Below are 16,924 nucleotides of genomic sequence, written 5' to 3' on the forward strand. Positions count from 1 at the left end.
ACTTACTCGCAATGGCTCTGTATCGATAGAGCTGAGGGATCAAATAACACGGGAAAATTGCTACGTTTAAGTGTATTCAGAATTTCAAAGCACCATTCAGGTAGTTGTGGGTTAATACTGTAATACACCCACTGCTTTTGCCGACGGTCATTCAGCAAACCACTTGATCTTAACAGGGCTAAATGCCGTGAAATTTTTGGTTGGCTTAACTGGAGTTTATCTGTCAAATTACAAACACACTGCTCTTCATTTTCTGCAATAAGCATGACAATACTGAGACGTGTTTCATCAGATAAACATTTAAAAAACTGAACGTGGTCCATAACTGCTCCCATTCTATTATGTAAATATACACATATCCATATATTCAGTAAAGAGTACTCATTATAAAAGTATACCCATATCCGTATATGCTTGCCAGAACGGGAAAAATTTAAAACTTCTTAATATCTCAAGACACAGATAAAAAAAGACCCGTGGCTTATGCCACAGGTCTTTTTACAGTTTTCCACATACACTTATTTATTTTTTTCAATCAACTCCACAATGGCTTGTGGTTCCAAAACTTTGCCACTTGAAACGATTTGATTATCTATGATCAGACCTGGCGTACTTAACAACCCTGTTTCAGCAATTTGCATCATATCAGTTACATATTCAATTTCTGCCTGAACACCCATGCTTTTTACAGCTTCTTCAGTTGCAGCCAATAAGGCTTTGCATTTACGACAACCTGTTCCTAAAACTTTAATTTGCATCTTTATTCTCCACACTTTTTATAAAAACCAATAACCCAAAGTATTCAGGGTATAACCAACAATCAAGATTCCCACAAAAACGATCCCTACAAACAGGCTCAATAAACGGGTTTTCACCACTTGTTTTAACAAGATTAGCGATGGCAGAGAAAGTGCGGTGACCGCCATCATAAACGCTAAAACCGTCCCCAAGCCAACGCCTTTAGTCACAAGTGCTTCTGCAATCGGCAAGGTGCCAAATATATCCGCATACATTGGCATTCCCACAATCGTAGCAATCAGAACGGAATACCAGTGTTCCTGACCAAGTAAGGCGGTAATCCACTGCTCAGGAATCCAGTTATGAATTGCCGCACCAATCCCGACACCTATCAAGACATAAAGCCAGACCTTACTAAAAATGTCTGTCACCTGTTCCCAAGCAAATGTACGCCGCTCTTTTGCAGTCATGCTGAAATCTTCATCTTCGCCTGAGATTGTTTGATGATGAGTCACAAATTCAGCCACATACTTTTCCATTTTCAAGTAGCTGATTAATGACCCACCGATGACTGCCAGCACTAATCCAAGTAACACATAGACCAATGCAATTTTCCAGTTAAAGATACTCGCCAATAAAATAATTGAAGCTAAGTCAACAAGTGGTGATGAAATCAGAAAGGAAAAAGTGACGCCTACCGGTAGTCCTGCACGAGTAAAACCAATAAACAACGGAATCGAAGAACATGAACAAAATGGCGTAATAGTACCGAGTAATGCCCCCATGATATTGGCTTTGATTCCTGTCATCCGACCTAAAATCAGCCGAGTACGTTCTGGAGGGAAATAGCTTTGAATATAAGATAATGTATAGATCAACACTGAAAGCAGAATAAAGATCTTGAATACATCATAAATAAAGAAATGGACACTACCACCCAACCGGGTTGCAACGGATAAACCAAATACATTTTCAACGAACCAGCGCACCCCATCCGAGAGCCAGATCATTTTAAGTAGAACATCATTTAACCAAGCAAAAATTGCGACAATGTTCTCCATTTAGATCTCCTGCTCTACACTGATACAAAGTCCAACAGCGTTAGGGGTTTCACCTTTTATTTTAAGCGTCTGCCTTGCTCATCAATGATGACTTCACCATCTTCTTTAGCAAAAGCTTTTAATTGCGGCAAAGGTAGAATATCTAGCACTACTTCAGATGGGCGACATAAACGAGTGCCCAAATCTGTCACGACCAAAGGACGGTTAATCAGGATGGGATGTTCAAGCATAGCATCAAGCAATTGCTCATTTGTCCAGTTCGCATCGTCTAAATTAAGTTCAGTATAAGCATCTACATTTTTGCGTAACACATCACGAACACTTAAACCAGAGTCCTGAATCATTTTAATCAGCTGATCTTTTGATGGTGGCGTAATCAGATATTCAATTACTTCTGGTTCGATCCCCGTGTTGCGAATAAGCGCCAAAGTGTTACGAGACGTGCCACAGGCAGGATTATGGTAAATTTGAACTTTTGGCATTTGATCCATGAGTATAATCTCTTAAACAGACAGCTTTTTATATATGAATATTCGAATATACGCAATATGGAATATATGATTAACTACAAGTACCAATAAATAAGAAAAGCTCCTGAATCAATCAAAAACCTCCCATTTAGGTATTTCTGAAACGGTGTCAATTAAATTAAGAAGCCAAAGCTTCTTTTCGGATTCTCAACTCACATTAGGAACATCCCTCATCTAACAAACTGATCCTAGCCAAATAAAGGATATTCCTCCCCTCACCCTCTGCTATAGCAAGAGTTTTTCCCACAATTGGAACCTGATCTGCTATCTGTTGAATAAAATGATTGGGCGAAATGCCATACAGATCCTGTGTTTGCGAATAAAGATTATCCCAGTGCTGATTCATATCGTTTCCCAATGATTGAAAAAATTAAGCTGTGAATTCTTTAAATGCTTCCAATGCATTAGCGGCATACATCAATGAAGGACCGCCCCCCATATAAACTGCAACACCAAGCACTTCCTCTAATTCTTGCAATGTCATTCCCATTTTGACTAGGGTTCTGACATGAAAACCGATACATCCATCACATCGTGCTGCAACACCAATCGCTAAGGCAATCAGTTCTTTTGTTTTAGGATCAATAACACCATCTCGCATTGCAACTTGTGACAATTGATTAAAACTTTTCATTAAATCAGGAGAATCCTGCGCTAATGTCTTTATACTGCCTGAAATATTTTGAGTTAATTCTTTGTACTTCATGATTTTCTCACTTGAATGTCCATAAACTTAAGTTAGACTTAAAAGAGAAATCTAGTTATTTCTCTACTGGATAACCCTGCTCTAGCCATGCTTGGAATCCACCCTGAACAGATTTCACCTGAGTAAATCCCATATTCTGTAAAGTATCTGTAGCCAGAGCTGATCGGCCACCCGTCCCACAAATCAAATAAATCGGCTGATCTTTAAGATTTTCTAGTGCTTGCAAGGTATCGCAATGATGGCTCGCCACAGGATGCTGGTGAATTCTCATTTCTAAAACACCACGAGGATAATTCACGGCTCGGTCTATCGCTGCCGCCTGAAATTCATCCGGTTCCCGAACATCAATCAGAATGGTTTTATGGTTTTTCATGGCTTCAAGTAAGCCGTCTACCGTCACTTCTTGAATTCGGTTTTTTGCCATTGAAATTAATTGTTCTGCTGTTTTCATTACTCTTTACCTCTTCCGATCTTTAGAAATCTGGTCTCTGATTAAATATTCATGTCTTTAAAATGCAGTTTTTAAATTTGGCTCTAATCTCTTGCTTGTATTAAGTTATGATGACTGTAGAAATTAAATAAAATGCTACGCTTATGACAGTTATGGCAAAAACCTTTTGGATTTGACTATTCTTAACTAAAGGCATCAAACTTCGACCAATCAACATCCCAGCCATGCAAGCTAAAACGAAAGTCAGCGTGACCGAAACGGGGTATTGAAAACCATCTAAAATATGAGCTGAAATGCTGACACCACCTATCAGGAAAATAATCATCAACGAGGTCGCAACAATACTGCGCATATCAAGATCAGTTACTTTACTCAGTGCTGGAACAATCACGAATCCCCCACCTACCCCAAGCAAACCAGTCAATAAACCTGCCACGACACCAATGGCACCGAGAGACAATGCAGTTTTCATGTTCCAAATCAGACGACCAGTTGTTTGGTTAACTTTACACAGCACACCTGTATGGTCATTCACTTTTTTAAAAAAAATCCGGTAAGCAACCACGAGCATGACTAAACTGAATGCTAAGGTAAGCCATACAGGAGAAATTATTCCTCCCAGATGCACACCATAACGTGCTGAAGGAATGCTAATCAGTGCAATCCAAAGCGCAGCCCGATAGCGTACTATCTTCTTAAATAAGCCTTCAAATGTTCCAACCAAGGCAGATAAAGTGACTGCAAGCAAGCCAACAGGTGCAGCTTGTGCGACCGTCCATCCTCGACTTGCCATCAGTGCGGGTACGGCCAGAATGCCACCACGAGCACCGGTTAACCCAAGCAAACCACCGATGGCCAGTCCTTCAAGTATTAGCATCCACATCGCTACTGCCCCCCTCTATTACCAAACCAATTAAACAAAACTTGTTGTTTAATCTTAAAATTTGCCTATTTGAAGTAATTCAGTGGAAGTTTTAAATAAGAAACACCATTCTCTTCGGGTTCAGGGAATTGTCCTGCTTTCATATTGATCTGTATCGAAGGTAAAATCAGTTTGGGCATACTTAAACCCGCATCGCGCTTATTACGCATTTCAACAAAATCATCTTTGGTCGTGCCGTCGTGAATATGGATATTCTGATTTTTTTGAGTCTGAATATCCGTTTCACACATATAGGTATCGCGCTTTTCTGGCAAATAATCATGGCAGAGAAATACACGTGTTTTCTCAGGCAGTTGATACAAACTTTGTATTGAATCAAAAAGGATTGATGCACTTCCCTTCGGGAAATCACAGCGCGCTGTTCCATAATCTGGCATGAATAAGGTATCACCCACAAACACGGCATCACCGATGACATAACTCAGGCAAGCAGGCGTATGTCCCGGTGTTGGAATGTTATAGGCTTTCAATGTTCCGATTTGGAACGACTCATGATCTTCAAATAAATAATCAAAGAGCTGCTGGGCATTCCATTGTTTAATATCCAGATGATAAATCGCACCAAAGGTTTCCTGTACAATGCCAATTTTCTGGCTCATGGCAATTTTGCCACTTAACTCAGCTTTGAGATATTGTGCAGCAGTCAGATGATCAGCATGTACATGGGTTTCGAGAATCCACTCAACCGTTAAATCCTGCTCTTTAATATAGGCAATAATTTTATCGGCATGAATAGTTGATGTACTTGCTGATGCCGGATCATAATCCAGAACGCTATCAATAATGGCGCAGGCTTTGGTCGCAGGATCACGTACAACATAACTGAAGGTATTGGTATCTTCGTGAAAAAAATCTTTTACTATAGGTAAGTTTGACATCGTTAAGCTCCTGACCATTTACGGTGAATCCATACACCCACCAGCATTGCTACAATAAAATAGAGCACTTGATAGTGGCCCAAACCGATCAAGGTAAAACTTGGTGCCGGACAGATGCCGGCAATGCCCCAACCTGCACCAAATAAAACCGCACCCGTAATCAGCTTCTTATTTATCTGATTATTTTTAGGTAAATCAATAGGTTCATTAAATACTGTTTTCGGTTGTGCCGTACGTAATACTTTCTGGAAAGGAATAAAGGCCACCGCAATCGCGCCCATCATGACAAAGGCCAGACTAGCATCCCAGTCACCAAACAGATCCAAGAAATCGAGTACTTTTTCCGGATTGGACATACCCGATACCATCAACCCCACAGAGAACAGTGCACCAAATAAAAAGGCAAACAGATTTTTCATTTTAGAATGCTCCTGTGATATGACGGATAATATAAACAGCGACAAAACCTGCAAACATGAAAGTCATGGTCGCGATGAAAGAACGTTTAGACATGCGACTGATGCCACAAATTCCGTGACCACTGGTACAGCCCGAACCTAAGCGCGTCCCAAAACCCACCAGCAGACCTGCCACAATCATCATCAGTGGGCTGGCATTCAATTCGATTTCAGGTTGTACAAACAGACCATAAATAAACGGTGTGAGAATCAAGCCTGATAAAAACCAGATTGCAGGTGTTTTAAACATAGTTTTTGAGTTTAATACTTGCCCAATCAAACCACTGATTCCTGCAATACGGCCATTGACGTAAAGATAGCCAACCACGGAAAGCCCGAGCATTAAGCCGCCAATAAATGCGATGAGGAAGTCATGCATGATGAATTAATCCCTACATAATATACTTTTTTATATTATATAATGAAAAATATTAATCAAGCAGTTTTATGGTAAATTATGTAAACTGCACGGGCTACATCAAAAGTTGTGAGGACATTTATGGATATGATTGCTGAAAATGCCAAAATTGATTTTTCTCAAGTCGATTTCGTCAGCCAATGCCTGAAAGTTTTGGCCAATCCTGATCGCCTGAAAATCTTATGTGTCCTGGTGGATGGGGAAATGAATGTTCAGGAAATTGAAGAATCCACTGACATTCATCAACCTACACTTTCACAACAACTGACTGTCCTACGTAAGGCTGACATGGTCAGCACACGACGTGAGGGTAAACAGATTTTCTATCGTCTGAGTGATCCCAAGGTCTTAAGTTTGATGCAAAAGCTGTACGAGCTGTATTGTGCGAATTAATCCGCTTAGTACAGCCAAAAAGAAATGATCAGAAGCAGTAAACCTTTGTTTTTTTAATACTCTTAATATTGAAAAATCTTGTACTCATTTTTTCTCTAGATTAGATTTAGTGAACTAAATCTGAAAAATATTTTATTCAAATTACACAGGGTTATAATTTATCGATTTACAAGTTTGTTCTTATATCGTGCTAGAATTTTGATGTCTACTCAATGTTTTGAACTGCTTTTACCAGAAGAGTGATCTACATTCCGGCTCATTCCATCTCGTGTTTGGAATCACTCTGAATTCTCCCATCCACCAAATTAATGGTTCGATCACAGGTCGCCGATAATCTAGGATCATGAGTCACCAATAAGACTGCACAGTCATGTTCGCGATGTACTTTACGAAATAATTCAAACATTTCCGCAGCAGTTTGAGTATCCAGATTACCTGTCGGTTCATCGGCCAACAATAGTGCAGGCTGAGTAATCAGTGCACGTGCAATCGCTACGCGTTGCTGCTGCCCTCCAGAAAGCTCATTGGGTTTACGGTCAGCGAACTTATCTAACCCTACAGCGGCCAATAATTCATGGGCATATTGCAACGCAGATTGATCTGGCTTACCTTGCTTCAGCATTAATGGCATGAGTACATTATGTAAGGCAGTAAAAGCCTGTATAAGATGATGGAACTGAAACACAAAACCTATACTATTGCCTCGTAATGCTGTCCGAGCCGTATCATCCATACGGCTTGTAGCCTGCCCCAACAAGTACAACTCACCACGACTAGGCTGATCTAATAAGCCGAGAATATTCAGTAAAGTACTTTTGCCTGAACCAGAAGGACCAATTAATGCAGCAAAGTCATTCCGTTGAATACACAGGTCAATTCCATGTAATACCTCCACTTCATTAGGCTGCCCAACATTGTAAGACTTTCGCAATGCTTCTAAACGCAGTACTTCCTGAGATGGATCAAACATGACGAATTGCCTCCACAGGATCAAGTGCAGCAGCCCGACGGGATGGTATTGCAGCAGCCAAAATACCTGTCATTGTCGCCAAGAATAATGCCGACAAGATAAGCTTGATTGAAATCGAAATATAAAACAAGCCGGGACCAAACTGATTAAATCCCCAGATCAAACCATAACTGACTACACTACCAAGCATCGAACCAAGCAGACCAAAAATTGCTCCCTGAAACAAGAAAACTCTTAAAATTTGTGCTTGTGTCGCCCCCGTCGCACGTAAAATACCGATTTCCCGAGTCCGTTGCACCACACTCACCGACATCACACTGGCAATGCCAAAAGCGACTGAAATCCCTACAAAAACAATAATCATGTTGGTCGAAAGACTTTGAGCGGTAATCGCATTCATTAATTGAGCATTGGTTTCAATCCAGCTTTCTGCTTTTAATCCTGTCAGGCGTCCAACTTGTGAGGCAATTTGATCCGCCTGAAAAATATCCTGAATCGTCAGATCAATCACGGTCACGCCACCTGGCAAATTAAGTAAAGATTGCGCCTGTTTCAAATCCAGATAGACATAGCGCGCATCCAATTCACGCACGCCCAGTTCAAATATTCCAGAGATATTCACCACTGCATTTTTCTGTTGCCCAGTATCTAACCTTAATTTGCTCCCGACTTGCACACCCAAATCTTTGGCCAATTGACGCCCAATTAATACATTATCCGCACTGACTCGTAGTTCACCACTCACCATATATTGCTTTAACGGAATAATTTGTCGATAACGTTCAAGATTGATACCAACCAAAGCAACCGATTGAATCGCCTCTCCACGCTGTACAAATGCAGGACCAGAGACCACCGGAGAAACCGCCGTCAACACGGGCAACTGATCTAAAGTCTCAGTAATCTGCTGCCAATTATTAATAGAGCGTAAGCGTTGCGCACGCTGATCTTCTTGTAACAACTGAAGTGTTCCTGCTGCTGGTGGCACAATGTGATTCACCTCATCTGGTGAAAGCAAACGAATATGCGCCTGCGTCCCTAAAGTCCTTTCTACAATATTCGATTGTAAGCCCTGAATTAAGGCACTAATGAACACAATGACTGCCACCCCCACCGCGATGCCAATGGTAATCATCATCGACTGTGTGCGACCCTCTCGCAGAAAACTGATTGCGATAGTCCACTCTGTCCAAAGTCGCCCAAAAAAGTTTTTCAATCGAATTTCACCGGTAATTCGTTTTTGCTATTTGTCGGATCCGTTTGACTCTGCAAAACACGTTTAGTTTGCTCTATTCGGACACGAATTCCATCTTTAAGTACTGATTCTGCATCGGTAAGGACGTGATCACCTTCTTTCAATCCAGCTACAACTTCCGACATGACCAAACCACGTAAACCCAGTGTGATGGGATGACGTTGAATTTTTCTATCTCTTACTAAAATAACCATAGCCTTGTTTCCACTTATACTGCTTAAAGCATCATTTGGAATGACCAGGGTTTGCTCGCGCTTGTTGGTTTCAACATTTACCGATACCGTCATGTCTTGACGCAAAAAATCAGGGACTGGATCAACTGTTAATCGAACGTCTACTGTGCCACGTTGAGCATCAATACTTGGGGCAATAAAATTAATATGGGCAGGAAAAGGTTGATCTGGATAGGCATCCGTAATCACTGCTGCTTTTTGTTGTAAAGCCAGCAGTGGTAAATTTCGCTCATCAAATGGCACTCGTATTTCAGTCGCACCATCCAGTGCAATAGTGAACAGAGTCTGACTCGGTTGTACCAAATCCCCTGGCTCAACATTACGGGTTAAAATAATACCTGAAACTTCTGCGCGAATTTTGGTCTTGGCGAGTTGCGCTTGTAATGCAGCGAGTTGTTCACGTTATTTTGTCTCTTCAACTTTATCTGGGGCAAGTGAAGCAACTTTTAATCGAGCTGATTCCAAATTATTACGGGCGAGTTTTTCTGCCTCTATCGATTTCTCCCTTTCCTCTGCTGATAATATTCCTAATTCGGTATTTCGTCTGCGTACCGCCTCTCTTTGAGCCTGTTCTAATTGCACTTTGGCATTCGCTAAATCGAATTCTGCTTGCGGACGTCTAGTGGTTGCGAGTTCCTTTAATGCAGCTTCTGCCTGCCGCACCTGCGCTGAAATTTCATCAGATTTCAGTACTAAAAGAACATCCCCTCGAGAGACCCGATCTCCCTCTTGAACCAAGCGCTCAAGAACAACCCCTGTAATTTCACTACCAATCTGAGTCCGAGATACTTTCTCTACCCGTCCTGAAGCAACAACTGTCTGAATCAATGGACTAGATACGACTTCATAACTAGGTAACAATGGTCCTTGCCACCAGCGATATATAGCAAAACTGACGAGCAAAACCAGTAGTATGATCATGATCCAAGGCTTATAACGGGTAACAAGCAATTCCATTCTCCAAGCCAGATTAAAGAAAAGTTTTTGAATTGAATAATTAATATCTAGTTAAATATATATGAAAATTTAGTTACAACACACCAAATTAAAAAAGCACACCATTTTTATTAAATTATTTTCTCTTACTGTTATAGTTTTTTCATAATTTTGATTAAAAAACAAACAAAAAATAAACCTATATTTCTATATATTTCATAATCTTATATAAAATAATAACACGTTTTAGACTTTAACATTCCAGCTATCAATAACGTAATACATAGCCATATTTAGTAAAGTAGCTGTGATGGTGACAGATGAACTACCACTTTACTCATTAATAAATCTGAATTTTTATAATTGCTTTGACCCAATTATTACCTCTATTGAAACCCCACATAAAATCGCTCAATCAACTGTCGTGTTTTCACGAATAAATTGGTTAATACGCCATCCCGCTCAAAGAGCTTCACTTTAAAGTTTGGCAGGTCTTTGAGTTCTTCTTTTCTTGGTAAGCGTTTATTGAATTCATAATTATCTAAAACCTGTTTCATTGCTTCGGGCTTGAGATTTTCTTGCTCACAGAAATGCTGATAGGCTTGTTCTTTTTCTGCATCCCAGAACTGAGCAAAAGCCACTTGTACGCTTTGCCCGTTGATCATTTTTGGCATATTTTCTTCGATGAATTTTTGAATCAAATCTTGTTTGTCATGCAAGCTAATATCACTACCAATCAGATCATGGACTTGAGCTTCGTATTTCTTACGCTGCTCATCTGTTTCAGCATTCACTGCCATCTGTAGCAGTGTCAGGATATACCCCACATTAATGCGGTCACTGTGCAGTAAATCCAATTGGAAATCGACATCATCCAACACAGAGACTTTTTCTTTCTTGGTGGTCTTTCTAACGGCACGACATAGGTCAGCATACTTAGAGGCAAAATTCGCAAAGTGCTGTTTATCGAGTTGTGTTTGGTCTTGATCATATTCAATGAAAGTTTGTAGCTGGGCGTTATAGCGCATTACTTCACGGAATGCCTTGATGAACTCTAGTTGTTGATCTTCTGTGACTAAATCATCTACTGTTTGATAATCAGGCGTAATACGGAGTAGCTTTTCAACCGCTTGCTCATAATCTTGTTTGATTTCATCAAAACTTTGGACAAGTACAGTCTTCCGTGCTTCTTTATTTGAAAATAATGCCAATGCTTCATCGGTGGCACGTTTTAAATTACGGAAGCTAATAATATTCCCGAATGGTTTTTTATCGTTGTAGACACGGTTAGTCCGTGAAAAAGCCTGAATTAGACCATGATATTTAAGGTTCTTATCGACATACAAGGTATTTAACGGCTTTGAGTCAAAACCTGTAAGGAACATATTTACCACCAGTAAAATATCAATCTGCTTTTTCTTTACCCGATCCGCAATATCACGGTAATAGGCATAGAATCCATCACCAGAGTTATAATTCGTGCCGAACTGAGCATTATAGTTGGCAATGTAGCGATCCAACTTGTCACGACTAGACTGATTGATTTGGTTCGGAGCATCTGTCGACTCTTCCTGAATCAATCCATTTTGGTCGTTGTTCTCAACAGCTTCATTCGCACCGTAGGAGAAAATGGTCGCAATGGTGAGAGGTTTAAATAATCGCCCCTCCGCTTCGTCTTGTTGTTGCTTCTCAGCTTGTACCTTTTCAAACAGTTCATAATACTGCGTTAAGGTATCCACTGAACTGACACAAAACATTGCGGTAAATTCACGGTTTTTGGTTTTGGTATCATGCGTATCAACGATATAACGAGCAATCATTTCTAATCGCTGCGGATTGTCATATAGCTCTTGGGTATCAATCCCCTCGACATCATCCTCATAGTCGAGATTGTTTTGCATACCCTTGACAGTAAATTTACCTCGGTAATCAATTTGGAACTGCAATACGTTTCGATCTCGAATTGCATCCACAATCACATATTGATGTAAGCACTGATTGAACAGGTAGTCTGTGGTGAGTTTTAAACCTGCTTTGCTTTGGCTGTTCTTTTCAAAAATAGGCGTACCGGTAAAACCAAACATTTGTGCATTGCTGAAGAATTTTTTGATGTTCTGATGGGTCTCACCAAATTGACTGCGATGACATTCATCAAAGATAAAGACCACTTTTTTATTTTTAAGATAATCAATCGATTCTAAATAACGGTCTGTGCTGATGGCCCGATTGAGTTTTTGGATGGTGGTCACAATCAGTTTGTCATGACGTTGATCCAGCTGTTTCACCAAGGTCGATGTATTATCAGTGCTGTCCACGCTTTCGGCTTTAAAGGCATTAAATTCACGTGAGGTTTGCGTGTCGAGGTCATTACGATCCACCACAAACAACACCTTTTCCACATCAGGCATTTGCATGATGATCTGACTGGCTTTAAAAGAAGTCAGGGTTTTGCCTGAACCTGTAGTGTGCCAGATATAGCCGTTCTGATTGGAGTTTTGCACATGCTCCACAATTTTCTGTACTGCATAAATCTGATAGGGACGCAGCACCATCAGGCTTTTGGTGGTTTCTAGCAGCACCATGTACTGGGTCAGCATTTGGGTCAGATGCTGCTGATTGAAAAAAGCTTCGGCAAAGTCGACAATTTCATTGATGTGTTTGTTATGGACATCCGCCCAGGGAAAGGCAAACTCGATGCCTGTGGTGCCGTTGGAGTAATAACGGGTATTGGCACCATTACTAATCACAAAAAGCTGAATAAAACCAAATAATCCTTGCCCTGCCCAATAGGCTTCACGAATATAGCGTTGCGTTTGATTAAAGGCTTCGGCAATTTCCATGCCGCGTTTTTTCAGCTCGATCTGTACCAAAGGTAAACCATTGACCAGTAAGGTCACATCGAAACGGCTGGTGCGGCCATTATAGTCACGGTGATCGATGGTGATTTGATTGGTCACCTGATAGATGTTCTTGCTTGGATCATCAGACAGGAAAAAAAGGTGTTTACTGGTACCATCATCAAATTTGACTGGGAACAGATCACGCAGATTTTTGGCGCGCTCAAATACTGTGCCCGTATTTAAAAAACTGATGACCTGTTTCCATTCAGTTTCTGACATGGATGCAAGTCCGTTGGCACGTTCAATTTGTGTTTTGAGATTAGACAGTAGTTGGCGTTCATCTTTAATCGTGACGATTGAATAGCCCAAGCCTTTTAGCTGTGCAATCAGTTCATTTTCAAGTTGATATTCGCTTTGTACTGTCATTTCACCCTCTAATCTTTTAAATTATACACTTCAATCTTTATTATCTATAATCAAGAACTTAAGCAACTTTGATACCTTGCGCATCAAGATAATTATCTAACTCTTCTGAGTACGCATCATAATCTTGCTCAAACAATGCCTTGCTATAACTTAAACCACTAGGTAATTCAAATTGCTCATCAAGAAAATCATTAAATTCAAGATAGTCCTCGTAACGATAACTTTGTGTGTAAGAGAGATCAATTTTAAGTAGAAGAAGAAGCAATATATATGATAATCGATCTGTTGTTTGTGCAATAATCTGAGCTAATTCCACTCCAACTGAATAACTCTTTGGAAGAATTTTGCCGTGAGATATCTCACCAACATTATTTCTCATCTCCCCCAGAAAACGTATCCATTGATTAAGTGCTGAAAAATAATTTTCTATGTCGCTTTTTGGCATTGCATTTTCAATTGCTGAATGTTCGTAAATGCACTCCTTAGCTTTTTTAAACAAGCGCCCTAAATCCAATAAATTAATATCCTTGGCGTTTTCATACGGTCTAAGTTTTAAAATAATATTTTTAGCTATCGCTTCTATAAATGATTTACTACATTCAATCAGTGTATCTCCACACTGATTAGTTTGTTGATCAATTTGATTTAATAATCTTTCTAAATCTTGCAACCATTTATGTTTAGATGAATGTAGTGCTATAAGTTCTCTGGATTTTTTCATAACAAAACCTATATAAACATCTGCTGCAACAAGCCTTTTTTCCAAGTTTTCGCTTGTTCAATTTGCTGTGCCACCACTTCAATTTTTTGGTCAATGGCAGATAAGAAATTGGCGATTTTGGTTTGTTCTTCTAAACAAGGGTAACTGATTTCATAATCTTGAATTTGCTTTCCACTTATATGAGGAATACCAGAGCTGGTTTTAACTTGATCTACATATCTATGAAATTCTTTTGATATGATCCATTGATAAACATATTGAATATTTGTATTTGCTTTTTCACGCAAAATACAAACACGCTGAACAAGTAAAGAGCCTGCATCTTTTTCTGTGACAAAAGCAGAGTTGCGTCCTACTTTGGAACCATCCATGCTCAGGACAATGTCATTAACTCTGACAAAATACTTTTCTAATTTGGAAGTATCTTTGAGAAAAAATCGATCAAGTTCAAATGAATGTCTAATATGACATTCACCAATATTAATTCCTCTCATTAAAGGAATACCATTAGTGTCTTCAACCATTTCTTTACTATCAAAAGGATATCCAAAAATTGTTTCTGTAATATTGCCTACTTTTGCTTTTCCCCACTCCCCAAACTCACTCCCATCATCCGCTTTAAAACGAATTTGCTGACTAAATAGCTTTTGCATCATGCCTTGTTTATATTGGCTCAGCAGCTCATGTTTTTGCGTGAGTTGGCTGATCTTTTCATCCACTGCAGAAAGAAAAGAAGTAATTTGGGTTTGTTCTGTAAGTTCTGGGAAGAAAAAAGAATAATCCTTCAATTTAGCTAAAGTAATACGAGTAATTGCTTGTCCTGACATTGAAGAAATAATAGTATCTTGCCCTAAATCACTTTGTAGAATTTGCAAAATAAAATTATTATTAAAACTATCTTTTTTTCCTCTTAAAACTGCAACACTTGATAAAAGTGAAAACTCTTCATCTAAAGTATTTAGGCAACAATTTCCTGTATTTGCTCCATCTTTTGTAAGCAAAATATCACCTAGCTGAACTTTACATCTTTTATAAATTTTTTCATGTTCATCTTTTGAGATGTAGGAAATATTAGTCAAGTCTAAACCGTCATTTCTAATATTTTTTGATGTTATATATTTAAACTCTCCTTCTGTGGTTTTAGGAGAAAAATGTGTTCCATCTACTAAATATTCAGTTACTTCTGCAATTTTGTATCTAGACCAATCCCCATCAAACTCTTTAAATCTTAACTTTGGAGCAACCATTACTTCACCTCCACAAACGGTGAAACAATGCCTAGCTCTTTGCAGAAATCTGCAATGATGGCATCGGTTTTTTGGCTGTCTTGTTCCAAAGCTTGAAGCTGTTTTGCAATCGCATCTAAATCAATCTCGGCTTCCGCTTCAAAGGTATCCACATAACGAGGAATATTCAGGTTGTAATCGTTATCTTTCACTTCTTGCAAGGTCGCCACATGCGCATACTTTTCAATATTTTCACGCTTTTCAAATGCCGCAACAATCTTATCCAAATGCTCAGGCAATAACTTGTTTTGGTTCTTCTGCTTTTCAAAATCATTGCTGGCATCAATAAACAGAATATTGCCGCTCTGCTCACGGCTTTTCTTCAACACCAAAATACAGGTCGGAATTGAAGTGCCATAGAAAATATTGGCGGGTAAACCAATAATGGCATCCACCACGTTCATCTGCTCAATCAAATACTGACGAATCACACCCTCACTCGAACCACGGAACAATATGCCATGCGGTAACACCACCGCCATGGTGCCGTTGTCATCTAGTTGATACAGCATGTGCTGTACAAAAGCCATATCGGCTTTGGAACTTGGCGCCAGTTTGCCATACGCGGCAAAGCGTTCATCTTGTAAAAATAACGGATCGGCAGACCATTTTGCAGAAAATGGCGGATTCGCCACCACCGCATCAAACTTTTTATCTAAATGCTGCGGACGGGTTAAAGTATTTTCCTGCTTAATGTCGAACTTGGCAAAATGCACATCATGCAGAACCATGTTCATACGTGCCAAGTTGTAGGTGGTACGGTTCATCTCCTGACCGTAAATCATATCGACATCTTTCACTTCACGTTTTACCCGAAGCAACAACGAACCTGAACCACAAGTCGGGTCATAGACTGAACGTAAACGGTCTTTGCCTTGGGTGACAATCTTTGCCAATAAAGTCGATACCGTTTGCGGGGTGTAAAATTCCCCCGCTTTTTTGCCTGCACCTGATGCAAACTCACCAATCAGGTATTCGTAAGCATCCCCCAGTACATCGGCTTCGGTATTGGAAATATCAAAATCAATATCATCTAAATGACTGAGGACTTTCGCCACCAGTGCATTACGGTCGCTGGCATTATTGCCAAGCTTGGTCGAGTTTAAATCTAAATCTTCAAACAGGTTGGCAAAGTCATCGGCAGAGTCGGTGCCTAAGGTGCTTTGTTCAATCGATTTTAAGGTCGCAGTTAAATCATCTAGAATGAATTCGCCCTGACGACCACGCTCGGCTAAGGTATGGAATAGCTGTTTTGGTGTAAGCGCATAACCCACTTCGGCAATGGCATTCTTTTTAATTTCTTCGATGTATGGCACATGCTCAGGATTATTTTCATCTAATTCTAAAAAGCTGAGGTCTTCGCCATCGAGCAATTCGTTGGCAAAGTTCACCGATTTTTCTGATAAATATTTAAAGAAAATAAAACCCAGTATGTAATCACGGAATTCATCGGCGCCCATGGTGCCACGCAAAGTATTGGCAATATTCCAAAGTTGTTTTTGTAATTGTTGCAGTTGTACGTGGGTCATTGTTATAGGAGTCCGATGAAATAAATAAAACATGACTAGTGTACCGAAAATTAAAGTTTTTTCAGCAAAATTGGTTGGATAAAGACATAAACTGTCGCAATTAAATTTAACCACAACAACATTTTTATTTTTTGACTGCCGCCATTTGATAT

General features: G+C 39.7%; 17 protein-coding genes and 1 pseudogene. 1 reads left to right on the forward strand and 17 read right to left on the reverse strand.

The genetic code is table 11. The features are described 5' to 3' along the window. Positions 1-2 precede the first annotated feature (2 nt). From ACY3FQ_RS12495 to ACY3FQ_RS12540, 10 genes are all read right to left on the reverse strand, one after another. Entirely contained in the window at positions 3-323 is a 321-nt protein-coding gene (locus ACY3FQ_RS12495; protein ID WP_489774129.1) for a metalloregulator ArsR/SmtB family transcription factor, read from the reverse strand. A gap of 195 nt (positions 324-518) precedes the next feature. Then, entirely contained in the window at positions 519-758 is a 240-nt protein-coding gene (locus ACY3FQ_RS12500) for a thioredoxin family protein (RefSeq protein ID WP_489774130.1), read from the reverse strand. Between the two features lie 18 nt (positions 759-776). After that, complete coding sequence (locus ACY3FQ_RS12505) at positions 777-1,799, reverse strand: permease (protein WP_489774131.1); 1,023 nt, start codon at positions 1,797-1,799, stop codon at positions 777-779. Positions 1,800-1,855: 56 nt separating this feature from the next. After that, the gene (gene arsC / locus ACY3FQ_RS12510; protein WP_004988483.1) at positions 1,856-2,290 is read right to left on the reverse strand and encodes an arsenate reductase (glutaredoxin); all 435 of its coding nucleotides are present in this window, start codon (positions 2,288-2,290) and stop codon (positions 1,856-1,858) included. A 409-nt stretch (positions 2,291-2,699) separates the two neighbouring features. Continuing rightward, complete coding sequence (locus ACY3FQ_RS12515) at positions 2,700-3,035, reverse strand: carboxymuconolactone decarboxylase family protein (protein WP_005400068.1); 336 nt, start codon at positions 3,033-3,035, stop codon at positions 2,700-2,702. Positions 3,036-3,090: 55 nt separating this feature from the next. Beyond that, complete coding sequence (locus ACY3FQ_RS12520) at positions 3,091-3,486, reverse strand: rhodanese-like domain-containing protein (protein WP_489774133.1); 396 nt, start codon at positions 3,484-3,486, stop codon at positions 3,091-3,093. 100 nt (positions 3,487-3,586) lie between these two features. Continuing rightward, positions 3,587-4,369, reverse strand: coding sequence for a sulfite exporter TauE/SafE family protein (locus ACY3FQ_RS12525; protein WP_489774134.1), 783 nt, complete (start codon positions 4,367-4,369; stop codon positions 3,587-3,589). 65 nt (positions 4,370-4,434) lie between these two features. After that, positions 4,435-5,307 (reverse strand): MBL fold metallo-hydrolase, encoded by an 873-nt coding sequence (locus ACY3FQ_RS12530; RefSeq protein WP_005400070.1) that lies wholly within the window; start codon positions 5,305-5,307, stop codon positions 4,435-4,437. Between the two features lie 2 nt (positions 5,308-5,309). Beyond that, positions 5,310-5,726, reverse strand: coding sequence for a DUF6691 family protein (locus ACY3FQ_RS12535; RefSeq protein WP_005400071.1), 417 nt, complete (start codon positions 5,724-5,726; stop codon positions 5,310-5,312). Position 5,727: 1 nt separating this feature from the next. Continuing rightward, entirely contained in the window at positions 5,728-6,144 is a 417-nt protein-coding gene (locus tag ACY3FQ_RS12540; protein WP_005400072.1) for a YeeE/YedE family protein, read from the reverse strand. 120 nt (positions 6,145-6,264) lie between these two features. Here ACY3FQ_RS12540 and ACY3FQ_RS12545 point away from each other — a divergent pair, with 120 nt between their 5' ends. Next, complete coding sequence (locus ACY3FQ_RS12545) at positions 6,265-6,576, forward strand: ArsR/SmtB family transcription factor (RefSeq protein WP_004984482.1); 312 nt, start codon at positions 6,265-6,267, stop codon at positions 6,574-6,576. 256 nt (positions 6,577-6,832) lie between these two features. Here ACY3FQ_RS12545 and ACY3FQ_RS12550 read toward each other — a convergent pair whose 3' ends face one another. The 7 genes and pseudogenes from ACY3FQ_RS12550 to ACY3FQ_RS12580 form a co-directional block, all read right to left on the reverse strand. Beyond that, entirely contained in the window at positions 6,833-7,546 is a 714-nt protein-coding gene (locus ACY3FQ_RS12550; RefSeq protein WP_004984479.1) for an ABC transporter ATP-binding protein, read from the reverse strand. Further along, positions 7,539-8,762, reverse strand: a complete 1,224-nt coding sequence (locus ACY3FQ_RS12555; RefSeq protein WP_005400074.1) for an ABC transporter permease — start codon at positions 8,760-8,762, stop codon at positions 7,539-7,541. The genes ACY3FQ_RS12550 and ACY3FQ_RS12555 overlap by 8 nt, the downstream gene beginning before the upstream one ends. After that, positions 8,759-9,985, reverse strand: a pseudogene (locus ACY3FQ_RS12560) (efflux RND transporter periplasmic adaptor subunit). Before ACY3FQ_RS12560 ends, ACY3FQ_RS12555 begins: the two are co-directional and overlap by 4 nt. Before the next feature lie 371 nt (positions 9,986-10,356). Then, positions 10,357-13,236 (reverse strand): type I restriction endonuclease subunit R, encoded by a 2,880-nt coding sequence (locus ACY3FQ_RS12565; RefSeq protein WP_005400076.1) that lies wholly within the window; start codon positions 13,234-13,236, stop codon positions 10,357-10,359. A gap of 58 nt (positions 13,237-13,294) precedes the next feature. Further along, the gene (locus ACY3FQ_RS12570) at positions 13,295-13,957 is read right to left on the reverse strand and encodes a hypothetical protein (RefSeq protein ID WP_005400077.1); all 663 of its coding nucleotides are present in this window, start codon (positions 13,955-13,957) and stop codon (positions 13,295-13,297) included. 8 nt (positions 13,958-13,965) lie between these two features. Further along, complete coding sequence (locus ACY3FQ_RS12575) at positions 13,966-15,204, reverse strand: restriction endonuclease subunit S (RefSeq protein ID WP_005400078.1); 1,239 nt, start codon at positions 15,202-15,204, stop codon at positions 13,966-13,968. Then, positions 15,204-16,772 carry a type I restriction-modification system subunit M gene (locus ACY3FQ_RS12580; RefSeq protein ID WP_039889810.1) on the reverse strand — a complete coding sequence of 523 codons (1,569 nt, stop codon included), beginning with the start codon at positions 16,770-16,772 and terminating at the stop codon, positions 15,204-15,206. The genes ACY3FQ_RS12575 and ACY3FQ_RS12580 overlap by 1 nt, the downstream gene beginning before the upstream one ends. Positions 16,773-16,924 lie beyond the last annotated feature (152 nt).

This window comes from Acinetobacter sp. AB03 (genome assembly GCF_058107045.1).